Source organism: Pontibacillus marinus BH030004 = DSM 16465 (genome assembly GCF_000425225.1).
Taxonomy (GTDB): domain Bacteria; phylum Bacillota; class Bacilli; order Bacillales; family BH030062; genus Pontibacillus; species Pontibacillus marinus.
In genome coordinates this window covers 1-11,720 of sequence record NZ_AULJ01000081.1, presented here as the reverse complement: position 1 = coordinate 11,720, position 11,720 = coordinate 1, and the positions used below count along the sequence as shown (strand labels likewise).

Sequence of the window (11,720 nt, the reverse complement as noted above, 5' to 3'; positions counted from 1 at the left end):
ACCATTATTTGGACTTTCCCACCACATATTGATTGGAAAACATATTCACAGAAGTTGCTTAGACCCTTGTCATGATAGGATTATACTACCTTGGAATTAGAACACCTCATCCTAGAACTACGGCGGTTCCGTTAGTCACCATTCGGCCAAGGTGGGCTGTGGAACGGGTTGACTCCAGCGGAAGAACGGAGTGACGAGACCCCGCAGAGAGCTTGCGAAAGAGGAGGCTCGGCGCTTCGTCCGCAGGAAAGCAACCCGTTCCACAGCCCGCCGCACTCCACAACAGCAACGGAACCTCTCAGTTTCAAGTCTTCAACATAACTGCCATATAATTGAATAATATACTCACAAACAACTTATTTCCTTAAATATTAATAAAAAAGTTCTGCCACGCAATGCGCAACAGAACTTTTTGAAATTATACTCTAGAACAATCCTAAAGCTTTTCCGTTTTCATCTACATCCATATTTAATGCCGCAGGTTTCTTCGGAAGGCCTGGCATTGTCATAACATCACCTGTTAAAGCTACAATAAACCCTGCACCAATAGAAGGGCTAAATTCCCGAATTGTGATCGTAAAGTCAGTTGGTCGTCCAAGCAATGTTGGATCATCAGATAAGGAATACTGAGTCTTCGCCATACAAATCGGTAAATTAGTCCAGCCAAGTTGTTCAAACTGTGCTAATTGCTTTTTAGCTTGGCTTGAGTATTCCACACCTGAAGCACCATACACTTTTTGAGCAATCTTTAATATTTTATCTTCAATGCTCTCCTCTAAATCATAAATACGTTTAAAGTTTTTAGAAGAGTTCTCTACCGTATCTACTACTTTTTCAGCAAGGTCAATTCCACCTTGACCACCGTTTGCATGAACTTCAGTCAAGGAAATATGAACACCTTTCTCCTCACACCATTTCTGAATATAACTTAACTCTTCTTCTGTATCTGTTGGGAAACGGTTTAAAGCGATCACATAAGGAAGACCATATTCAGAAATGGTATCCATATGCTTTGCAAGGTTTTCCATTCCTTGTTTTAGCGCTTCAATATTCTCATAACTTAGCTCATCTTTAGCTACTCCGCCGTGCATCTTAAGGGCTCTAGCTGTGGCAACAATTACGACTGCGTCTGGTTCAAACTCTCCCGCACGTGTTTTGATATCTAAAAACTTCTCAGCACCAAGGTCTGCTCCAAACCCAGCTTCTGTTATAACATAATCGCCAAGCTTGGCAGCAATGTTTGTTGCCATTACGCTGTTACATCCATGTGCAATATTCGCAAAAGGCCCTCCATGAATAATAGCTGGAGTATTTTCTATCGTTTGAACTAAGTTAGGCTTTAGAGCATCTTTTAATAACAAGGTCAGGGCACCTTCCATCCCCAATTCCTTCACTGTTACAGGCTTATCATCGTATGTATATCCAAATACAATCTCACTTAAGCGACGTTTTAAGTCCTGTAAATTCTTTGCTAAACATAAAATGGCCATAATCTCTGAGGCAACTGTTATGTTAAATCCATCTTCTCGTGGAACACCTCGCAATGGACCACCAAGACCAACCACTACTTGACGAAGGGCACGATCATTTAAGTCAACAACACGTTTCCAACCTACTTTTCGAGCATCAATGTTCAATTCGTTACCACGGTGAATATGGTTATCGATAAAGGCGGATAGAGCATTATTTGCTGTTGTAATGGCATGAATATCCCCAGTAAAGTGTAAGTTAATATCCTCCATCGGTAATACTTGAGAATAACCACCACCAGCTGCTCCACCTTTGATCCCCATTGTTGGGCCTAATGAAGGTTCGCGTAATGCAATTATGGTTTTCTTATTTATTCGGTTCATAGCTTGTCCTAACCCAACTGTTACTGTAGACTTGCCTTCTCCTGCAGGCGTTGGGTTAATAGCTGTTACAAGAACTACCTTCCCATTAGGACGATCATGTAATTTCTCTAAAAGTGAATCAGACAATTTAGCTTTATAATGCCCGTGAGGCTCCCAATCCTCAAGGTCTAAATGTAAACCTTCTGCAATGTCTTGGATTGGTTTCATCTTGGCTTCTTGCGCAATTTGAATATCAGTTTTCATATCGTTTCCCCTTTCTCTTTAACTCTCCCTTATTTTAACGTAATATTCAATAAAAACAGAGTCAAATCCATTATAAATAAAATATTTTGTAAACGCTACCAAAGCTCATACAACAATACTTTTTATTGTTATTTAATTTTTTAGTTAATTCACTTCTCTAATGTTGACTCACTTCTTAAAATACGCTATATTGAACATAAGCAAAGAAGATAAGCGGATTCATGAAAGAAAGGTAACTTCTATAGAAGTGGTCCAGGATTTTGTGGTCCTCCATTTCTTGCGGGGGTTGCCTTTCTAGCGTTTTCTTTGTATTACCACGTATCACGTGAAAGCTTTTAGGAGGATTTGTAACAATGGAAAACGGTACAGTAAAATGGTTCAACGCAGAAAAAGGCTATGGTTTCATTCAAGTTGAAGGTGGAAATGATGTATTCGTACACTATTCTGCAATCAACGAAGAAGGTTTCAAAACACTTGAAGAAGGTCAAAGCGTAACTTTCGAAATCGTTGAAGGCGACCGCGGACCTCAAGCAGCTAACGTAACTAAAAACTAATAAAATTACCTATAAAGACAGCGGTCATCCTACTGGATACCGCTGTTTTTCACGTATAGGGAGTGTTAAACACATGATTGAGGTTTATATCGATGGAGCTTCTAAAGGAGATCCCGGACCAAGTGGTGCTGGAGTATATATTAAAAATGGGAAAGAGCAGCATTATTACTCTTTTCCAATCGGAGTATTATCAAATCATGAGGCCGAGTTTACAGCGCTAATTAAGGCACTTGAGGTTTGTCAAAATGACTTTCCTGATGAAATATTAAGCGTGCGTTCTGATTCGAAGCTAGTGGTTGATTCAATAGAAAAATCGAGTACGAAACAAGAACGTTTTCTCCCCTATTTAAGAAAAGCTGAGGAACTAAGTGAGACGTTCCCTTACTTTTTTATAAAGTGGATTCCTGACAAACAAAATAAACATGCTGATGAATTAGCACGTAAGGCCATTCATGACCAGCCACAATCGTAATGATATTGGTTGGTCTAATTTATATAAAAATGGCTCTCTCCTTTATAGAAGACAGCCAATTAGCTATGCAATAACTTTTTCTCCATGTTCAACTCTTCATAACATTACTATTAAGTCCAAAATTGTATTTAGAAATTCCTTTTTGTTCTAATAATTGCCATGCTTCTTTTCGAGAAGTTGGGTGATTTTCACTTAAATACTCTAATACACCTAAAAAGAAACTTCCGACAAACCTAAACTGAAACTGAAGTGTAACTTTCAAAGCCAATATTACGAGCCAATCTTCTGAATTTGTATAATGTTTCCCTAAATATATAAAATGAATATCCTTATCGGTTAAGCGAAACCCTTTAGTCCATAAATCTTCAATGAAATAACCGAGTGATTTCGATTGCGCCATTCTGAACATCCTTTATTCTGTCTAGAGTAATCTCAAGAATCCTAATTCTATTTCGATACACTTGCAATTTCATTGTTTGGGTTGGTAATCCAATCACTCCAACTTCCTACATATAATTTCACATTTTGAAAGCCCGCTTCCCAGAGAGCAACCACATTTGGTGTAGCGGTAACCCCAGATCCGCAATAAACGATGATTTCTTTATACTTTTCTAAGTTAGAAAAGTGTGCTTTTAACACATCCGATGACTTCCAGAAACCATCTTCAAATAGATCTTTCCAAAAGTAATTTTGTGCAGAAGGAATATGTCCTGCATTATCGTCAATAGGTTCTTCCCAGCCTGCATAACGTTCAAATGCTCTGGAATCTAAAATGGCTACGGTTGGATCTTCAATTTTTTCAGCTACTTCATGCTGGGTTGCAATTAACTCATTATGTAGGTCGTATTGGAATTTACCCATCTCAATATGTTCCAGAGAGTTTGTAACAGGGTATTGATTTTGTTTCCAAGCCATCAAACCGCCATCCATAATATAAACCCTTTGATGACCGAGGTATTTCATAAGCCATAAGAACCTTGAGGCCATAGCCGATCGTTGATCATCATAAGCTATAATTGTGGTGTCTTTATTAATACCTGCCTCTTCAACCTTTTGTATAAAAACATCTATATTTGGTAGCGGATGACGACCACCAGTATCTTCAACCTTACCGCTTAAGTCTTTCTCAAGATCAAAGTAAGCAGCCCCTGGCACATGTTCCTCTTTAAAAAGCATTTCGCCTTCTTGAGGATTTTGCAAAGAGAAGCGACAATCTGCAAACAGGACATTCTGACCTTTGTCTAAATAATCTTTAGCATCATGCACGGAGATCAACAGTTCCAAGATGTACCTCCTCCTTATACCAACCATATATGTCTCATTATATCTAGAAAACCTAAATAAAGAAAATATTATTATTTTAAAGATTATTGCATACATTGAACGGTTTTAAAAACATTACATCTTAGATTTGATCAAAAATAAAACCAGGTATCGTTACATTACCTGGTTAAGAGTGCTTTTTCATATTGTTTTTGTTTTTGATTCATTTTTGAAAGTTTATTTCCTTGAACAAATTTAAGTAATGATAATACATGTTGATCTTTCAACTTTGCTAATAACCCAATCATTAATGCCGAATAAACGACTACGGTTAACATGATAAGTAAAACCATTCCAGCCCCTCTTTTCTTTTGGTTGATAATGATTTTCAATACTAATTAAAGTATAGCAAAGCTCGAAATGGTTTTCAATGAGAATGATAAATTTTCTCAATTACTTTTTAATTCATCTCTTGAAAGGGCTTTTTCTTCATAAGGAATCCTGATTTTCATTAGGACGCCATGTAAGATTGGAAATATAAAAGCTGTGGCATAAGCATTGAATAGCAATGGAATTAAAATAAATTCAATAGCCACCACAACATAATTGGGGTGCTTCATAAATTTATATGGCCCTCTAGTTACTAATTCTGCCTCAGGGAGCACAATAATTTTAGTATTCCAGTACCTTCCTAATGATACTAAGCACCATACTCGAAAGGCTTGAGCACAGACAAATAACAGTAAAAGTAAACCTTTCCACTGATTAAGAACAAGCTCCTCTCCAAATGCTTCTATCATAATAGAAAAAAAGAAGAGCGTATGAACTAAAACAATCCATTTATAATGATCTGAGTGATGTTCTATAGCTCCTCTATTTTTCATCCATTTTTCATTTTGTTTTGCTATTATAACTTCAACGATTCTTTGTAAGACAATTAATAGGAAAATGATTATAAAAATCACATTCATGATGACCACTCCAAATGAAGAAGTTCTGAACTAAATCCGGGTCCTAATGCAGCCATCAAACTTGTTGTTCCCATTTCTTGTTCTTCTTCCATCCATTTCTTTAAAACATGTAGCACTGTAGCAGAGGACATATTCCCATGATTTTTCAAAACTTCATATGAATGTTTGAATTTATCAGACGAACATTGTAGTACTTCTTCATAGGCTTGTAACACTTTCTTACCTCCTGGATGGGCAACAAAAAACGGAATGTTGTGTGGTGATAAATTACTTTTCTCTAGAAAAGCAGTCACATGATCTTTCCAAAATGATTCCACTAAAGATGGAATGCTTCTAGCAAATACCACTTGAAATCCATCATTGTTTATATTCCACCCCATAACATCAAGTGCTCCCTTTTTTAATTTTGAACTAGCTGTTTGCATCTTAGGGACTATCATCCTTTTCTGTGAGAGATAGGGAGATTGTTCGCCTAACACAAGAGCTGCGGAAATCCCATCCCCAAACAAAGCTGATCCTATAAAATTACTCTTTCTGTGATCATTTTTTTGAAAGGTTAAGCTACAAAGTTCTACACAAACCACAAGTACAACAGCATCAGGATAAGCTTTAGTATACTCCATTGCTCTCGACATCCCTGCCCCGCCCCCGGCACATCCTAGTCCCCAAACTGGAACACGTTTCACATCATCCCGAAAAGGTCTTTCATTCATCATTCTAGCATCAATCGTAGGTGTAGCTATTCCTGTGCTAGAAACAAAAATAACCATATCAATTGCTTCATAGGGAATTTGTTTTTGTAAGAATTTATCGTTATTTAAACAATCATCAACTGCATGTAGCGAGTGTTTTAGAGCTTGATCTACATAAGTATCATTTCGGTCCTGAAAGGTATGGTCTTTACCAAACCATTCCATTGGTACAACAAATTGTCTCTTTTCTACAGATGCGTGCTCAAATACGGGTAATAGTCTTTCTACTTCTCTTCTTTCTCGAGGGAAGATGTGTTGAATAAAAGATTTTATATCTTTTTGATGCAATTCAAATTTAGGTAAACTTACTCCTACAGAGGTAATAAAGGACATTCAAACCCCTCCTTTTACATTATCCTTTCACATATCATGTAAATTAACCACGCATTTTGTCGATATTTGTGGTATTATTAAGAAAAATGTATGGAACGAAGGTGGGAGTTTTTTGACAGTAAGCCAAGGTATTACAGAAGTTTTAAATGGTACAATTGAATCTGTGAAATCAATCATTCCTTTTGATGTGAATATCGACTCCCCTTCATTAATTGAAGCTCCTCTGATTCAAGCTGAATTGGGAGTTTTAATTGGAATGACTGGAGATATGAAAGGTAGACTTGTCATTGAAGGAAACCATAAAAGCATCGGAAGTATTGGGGAAAAAATGTTTGGCATGCCTGTTGAAGGAGAAATGTTAGAATCTTTCACGGGTGAGTTAGCTAATATGATCGCCGGAAACTTGGCAACGGTTGTTTCGCAGAGAGAAGTCTCTATTGATATTACACCACCGACTGTAATTGTAGGATCGACAAAGATTTCTGGTTTTAAAAAAGCTTTTCGAGTTCCAGTAGAATTAAGTGAAGAAGAATCCCTACAACTCATTTTGATGGTGGAAGATTAAACTTATAATAGGATGTAAAAAGGAGATGAACATTTTGTTCATCTCCTTTTCCAATTATTCTTTATTAAAATCCGTAAACGGTCATTCCTCCATCAACAAACAAGGTTTGTCCAGTTATGTAATTACTAGCTTCAGAACCTAGAAATACAGCAGAACCAGCTAATTCTTCTAATTTACCAATTCTCCCCATTGGTGTTCGATCAACGATTTCTTGTACATATTCCTCATTCTCTAAAAGTTTTTCAGTAAGAGAGGTTGGAAAATACCATGGGCCAATTGCATTCACATGGATATTATGTTTCCCCCACTCAAGTGATAAGGTTTTAGTCATTTGTATGAGCGCACTTTTTGTCATCCCATAAACAACTCCTGTACGTAAAGCGACGTGCCCTGCTACAGATGTTATATTAATGATTTTACCTCGCTGATGTTCCTTCATTCGTTTTGCAGCATATTGACTTAAGAAAAAAGCACTCTTCATATTTGTCTGAATGATTTGATCCCACTCTTGCTCAGATACGTCAAAAGCGTCGCTTCGAATATTCATCCCTGCATTGTTCACCCATATATCAATAGGTTGATCCTCATGAATCATTCCATTTATTTGGTTAATAATATCATTATAGTCTTGAACATTTTCTACAATTGGATAAGCCTTTCTCCCCAATGCTTCTACCTCTTCTTTCACACGGTAAACATCATCTTCTGTTCTAGATATAATAATGACGTCTGCTCCTGCTTCTGCATATGCCATTGTAATGGCGTAACCAATTCCTTTGGTAGCACCTGTAACAGCTGCTAGCTTCCCTTCCAAACTAAAACTAGGTAAATACATTTCATTTTCTCCTCCTAAATCTCAATATTTTAATAATTATAACATTTCTCTGTATTGTTTACATTTTGAAAAGGAAAATATAAACTACTTTATGTACATATGAAAGGGGTTCATTTAGAGATGAAAAAACAATTATTAATTGCTGGTTTATCTTCGCTATTTGTTATCGCTGGTTGCGGACAATCTGAAGGTACTGCAGACAAAAACAAAGAAAACGAAAATCAAACGCAAGAAGAAGCTACAAACGGAGACAAAAAAGAAGAGAACAATAAACAATTACAATCTACTCTTCTAGACACACAACTAGAACTATCTAAGCAGTTACGTCCTCATAATGTTGTCGTGAAAGATATTCAAGCTCAAATTGAAAATCTTTCTACAATTGAAGATGAACAAGAACTTGCAACTGCTAAAGCAGAAGTTACAACAAAAGCTGTAGACGTTCAAAAGGAAGTTGAAAAAGCGATTGAAAAGCTAAATTCATTTTCCATAAAAGGTGAGCTTTCTGACGAAAACACAGAAAAACTAAACGCTGCGATTGGGGATTTGGAAGCTTACTTTAATGTAGTAAAATCAGCTCTTGATAAACCAGTTGAAGCTGACTTTACAAAAGCAAATGAGAAATTCTCTTCATTTGAAGAAAAGCTAGGTAACCTTTATGAAAAAGCAGGTTTACTTGCTCCTAATATGAAAAAAGAATTAAGCTAATAAAGATCACTTGTCGATAGACAAACCTTTTAAAAATAAGACCTTAGTTATGGGACATCCCCTTAACTAAGGTTTTTTGTATATTTCCCCATCTCTATCACCCCCACAAAACAGTTAGATGTTCTTAATTTCACAAAGTGTTCCAAACTTTGTCATTTAACGTTCAAAATCTCCATTATCCTTTTTTTGCCAAAACTATACAAACCCTTGGTATCATTGATTTTCCAGCACTTCATGAACGATTTGTGAATCATCTTCCATTTTTGTTTTCTCTTGTGAATTTTCTTGTAAGATAAAAGTGTAAAAACAATTTCTTGAAACTTAAAAGAAAGGAGTGAGGTAAAACATGCCTAACACTCACTTAGAAAAAACGGATTCGAAAACAAAGATCGTGCAAGAAGAACCTAACTTAAAAGGTACATTTATTGCCGTTATGTTTGTTTTCGCCTTTCTAGTAGGCACATGGTTTTCTGTTTGGGGGATATTCTTAAATCGGTAATGCATTAAGTATTAAGGGGGATAAAAGTTATGCACATGCATAGGCTTGAGAAATTATGGATGTTTATTGGAGGAGGAACACTTCTATTCTTCCTAATTGTTCTAGGGATTGGAGCATTTATTCAGGGAGCACAGCCACCAAGTTGTCTCACGGTAATTGACCCACAACGTGTTGAGGCACACGATCCTTTTAAGGAAGAAAACTTAGGTTTGCAAGAAGTTGAAGGTGGAGATTTGGATTACGTTGTGAACGTTGTTGCTTCTGCTTTTAATTATGATTTTGGTAAAGATGAAGAAGGAAATGTGGTTAGAAAAATTCGAATTCCAGCAGGGTCTAAAGTAATGTTCCAAGGTACAACTAAAGATGTGGTTCATGGATTTCAAGTTGCCGGCACGAATGCAAACATGATGCTTGAGCCTGGATACATTAATCAAGTAGAGGTCACGCTTGATAACCCTGGCGTTTATACGATCGTTTGTAATGAATATTGTGGTACTGGACACCAGTTTATGACTGCGCAAGTGGAGGTGTATGAAGAATGATTGCTGTTGAGACAAAACTCGGAAAAGAAAACGCTAAACTAACGATGGCTCATATGTGGGTTGCTTTTATTTCTTTACTTATTGGTGGCCTTATGGGGCTACTTCAAACGTTAGTTAGAACAGGTCAAGTTCAACTACCTTTTGGTATTGGCTATTATCAAATTTTAACGGTTCATGGAGTTATTCTTGCACTTGTATTAACAACTTTCTTTATTATAGGTTTTCAGTTTGCTTTAATGGCAAAAACAGTTGGTATGACAAATGGTGAACGAAAATGGGGATGGATTGCATTCTGGACAATGGTTATTGGAACAACAGCTACGGCTACCATGATTCTGCTTGGTAAAGCTAGTGTTCTATACACCTTTTACGCCCCCCTTGCAGCGCACCCAATTTTCTACTTTGGACTTACATTTGTGGTTGTAGGTTCCTGGATTGCGTGTTTTGTAAACTTCCGTCAGTTATACCGTTGGAAAAAACAAAACCCTGGAGAAAAGTCTCCTCTATTAGCATTTATGGTTGTAATTAATATGTTAATCTGGTTCATTTCTACTCTAGGAGTTGCAGCTACTGTTCTTATACAGTTTATCCCATGGTCTCTTGGCCTTGTTGACGAAATTAATATTTTAGTAAGTAGAACCTTATTCTGGTACTTTGGTCACCCACTTGTTTACTTCTGGCTGCTACCTGCTTATATGGCTTGGTATGGTATTATTCCAAAAATTATCGGTGGCAAGATCTTTAGTGATAGTTTAGCTCGGTTAGCTTTCATTCTATTTCTATTGTTCTCCATTCCAGTTGGATTTCACCACCAATTATTAGAGCCAGGAATTGATCCATTCTGGAAGTACATTCAAGTTGTATTAACATTTGCCGTTGCTATTCCCTCTTTACTAACTGCATTCTCTATGTTTGCTACGTTTGAATCTGCGGGACGTGCAAAAGGTGCAAAGACTTTGTTTGGCTGGTTTAAAACGTTACCTTGGAAAGATGTACGCTTTTTAGCACCTATGATTGGTATGATTGCATTTGTTCCAGCAGGTGCGGGTGGCCTTGTTAATGCATCAAACCAATTAAACTTAGTGGTCCACAATACAATTTGGGTTACTGGACACTTTCACTTAACTTTAGCAACGACTGTCATTTTAACCTTCTTCGGTATCTCTTATTGGCTTATTCCAGTATTAAGAGGAAGAAAATTAGATGCTAAAACTAACCGTTTAGGCATTATTCAAACCATCGTATGGACACTAGGGATGTTTATCATGTCAGGTTCCATGCATATTGCAGGCTTACTTGGAGCACCTAGACGTTCTTCTTACTCTGATTATGGTGGAACTGAACAAGCTGCTGAATGGATTGGATATCAATACGCCCAGGCTATCGGTGGTTCAATTCTATTCATTGGTATTATTTTAATGCTTTACACTTTTATTTATATGACCTTCTTTGCTCCAAAAGGAACAGAAGAATTCCCTATTGCTGAAGAAGCTGATAACGCAGCGCCTACTCCTATTATTTTAGAAAACTGGCGTCTATGGATTGGTATTGCTGTTGTTCTAATCGCATTTGCATACACAATTCCGTTCATTGATATTATTGAAAATTCACCACCAGGGTCTCCTACGTTTAAGACGTTGATTGGGAATTTCTAATAAGTATATAAAAAGTCTCGTCATATTAATGTGACGAGACTTTTTATTGTATGAACGTTATTCAGCAATATGGCAGTTATGTTGAAGACTTGAAACTGAGAGGAGTCCGTTGCTTTTGTGTTATTTGTTCCGGTCAGTGAAACGGCAAGCCTGTTGTGGAAGAAAAGCCGAGCCTCCTCGTACCTGCGGGGTCTCGTCTTCCCTTTGTTACCACGACAGTTTGCCGTTTCCTTCCCTCCACGCGATTATGGAAACTAACGGACCATAATTTGGCTTTCCCCACCTCATATTGATTGGAAATCATAGTAAGAGAAGTTGCTCAGACCCTTGTCATGATAGGATTAACCTGGAATTAGAACACTCTCTCCCAGAACTACGGCGGTTCCGTTAGTCACTATTCGGCTAAGGTGGGCTGTGGAACGGGTTGACTCCTCCGGAAAAACGGGCTAGCGAGACCCCGCAAGGAGCTTTAGCG

Annotated in this window: 14 protein-coding genes; 7 read left to right on the top strand and 7 right to left on the bottom strand. The window is 37.3% G+C overall.

The window, feature by feature from the left end; genetic code table 11:
* Positions 1-425: 425 nt before the first annotated feature.
* Positions 426-2,096 carry a formate--tetrahydrofolate ligase gene (locus tag H514_RS0114855; RefSeq protein ID WP_027447674.1) on the bottom strand — a complete coding sequence of 557 codons (1,671 nt, stop codon included), beginning with the start codon at positions 2,094-2,096 and terminating at the stop codon, positions 426-428.
* A 353-nt stretch (positions 2,097-2,449) separates the two neighbouring features.
* Between H514_RS0114855 and H514_RS0114850 the strand changes: the two genes are divergently transcribed.
* Together H514_RS0114850 and H514_RS0114845 are read left to right on the top strand one after the other, a co-directional pair.
* Entirely contained in the window at positions 2,450-2,650 is a 201-nt protein-coding gene (locus tag H514_RS0114850) for a cold-shock protein (protein WP_027447673.1), read from the top strand.
* Between the two features lie 73 nt (positions 2,651-2,723).
* Entirely contained in the window at positions 2,724-3,122 is a 399-nt protein-coding gene (locus H514_RS0114845) for a ribonuclease HI family protein (RefSeq protein ID WP_027447672.1), read from the top strand.
* An 88-nt stretch (positions 3,123-3,210) separates the two neighbouring features.
* Here H514_RS0114845 and H514_RS23175 read toward each other — a convergent pair whose 3' ends face one another.
* From H514_RS23175 to H514_RS0114820, 5 genes are all read right to left on the bottom strand, one after another.
* Positions 3,211-3,522 carry a DUF6123 family protein gene (locus H514_RS23175; protein ID WP_036843568.1) on the bottom strand — a complete coding sequence of 104 codons (312 nt, stop codon included), beginning with the start codon at positions 3,520-3,522 and terminating at the stop codon, positions 3,211-3,213.
* A gap of 47 nt (positions 3,523-3,569) precedes the next feature.
* Entirely contained in the window at positions 3,570-4,400 is an 831-nt protein-coding gene (locus H514_RS0114835; RefSeq protein WP_027447671.1) for a sulfurtransferase, read from the bottom strand.
* A 164-nt stretch (positions 4,401-4,564) separates the two neighbouring features.
* On the bottom strand, positions 4,565-4,738 hold the full coding sequence (locus H514_RS24730) for a hypothetical protein (protein ID WP_154657391.1): 174 nt from the start codon (positions 4,736-4,738) through the stop codon (positions 4,565-4,567).
* A gap of 96 nt (positions 4,739-4,834) precedes the next feature.
* Positions 4,835-5,356, bottom strand: coding sequence for an isoprenylcysteine carboxyl methyltransferase family protein (locus H514_RS0114825; protein ID WP_036843565.1), 522 nt, complete (start codon positions 5,354-5,356; stop codon positions 4,835-4,837).
* Positions 5,353-6,441, bottom strand: coding sequence for a type III polyketide synthase (locus H514_RS0114820; protein WP_027447669.1), 1,089 nt, complete (start codon positions 6,439-6,441; stop codon positions 5,353-5,355). The genes H514_RS0114825 and H514_RS0114820 overlap by 4 nt, the downstream gene beginning before the upstream one ends.
* A gap of 112 nt (positions 6,442-6,553) precedes the next feature.
* Between H514_RS0114820 and H514_RS0114815 the strand changes: the two genes are divergently transcribed.
* Positions 6,554-7,006 (top strand): chemotaxis protein CheX, encoded by a 453-nt coding sequence (locus H514_RS0114815; protein ID WP_027447668.1) that lies wholly within the window; start codon positions 6,554-6,556, stop codon positions 7,004-7,006.
* Between the two features lie 64 nt (positions 7,007-7,070).
* Here H514_RS0114815 and H514_RS0114810 read toward each other — a convergent pair whose 3' ends face one another.
* A complete protein-coding gene (locus tag H514_RS0114810) occupies positions 7,071-7,841 on the bottom strand; it encodes an SDR family NAD(P)-dependent oxidoreductase (protein ID WP_027447667.1) in 771 nt (256 codons plus the stop codon).
* A gap of 120 nt (positions 7,842-7,961) precedes the next feature.
* Between H514_RS0114810 and H514_RS0114805 the strand changes: the two genes are divergently transcribed.
* From H514_RS0114805 to H514_RS0114790, 4 genes are all read left to right on the top strand, one after another.
* Positions 7,962-8,549, top strand: coding sequence for a hypothetical protein (locus H514_RS0114805; RefSeq protein ID WP_027447666.1), 588 nt, complete (start codon positions 7,962-7,964; stop codon positions 8,547-8,549).
* Positions 8,550-8,895: 346 nt separating this feature from the next.
* Positions 8,896-9,048: a cytochrome c oxidase subunit 2A gene (locus H514_RS24725; RefSeq protein WP_154657390.1), complete on the top strand. Its 153-nt coding sequence runs from the start codon at positions 8,896-8,898 to the stop codon at positions 9,046-9,048.
* 29 nt (positions 9,049-9,077) lie between these two features.
* The gene (locus tag H514_RS0114795; protein WP_027447665.1) at positions 9,078-9,590 is read left to right on the top strand and encodes a cupredoxin domain-containing protein; all 513 of its coding nucleotides are present in this window, start codon (positions 9,078-9,080) and stop codon (positions 9,588-9,590) included.
* A complete protein-coding gene (locus H514_RS0114790; protein ID WP_027447664.1) occupies positions 9,587-11,245 on the top strand; it encodes a b(o/a)3-type cytochrome-c oxidase subunit 1 in 1,659 nt (552 codons plus the stop codon). Before H514_RS0114795 ends, H514_RS0114790 begins: the two co-directional genes overlap by 4 nt.
* Positions 11,246-11,720 lie beyond the last annotated feature (475 nt).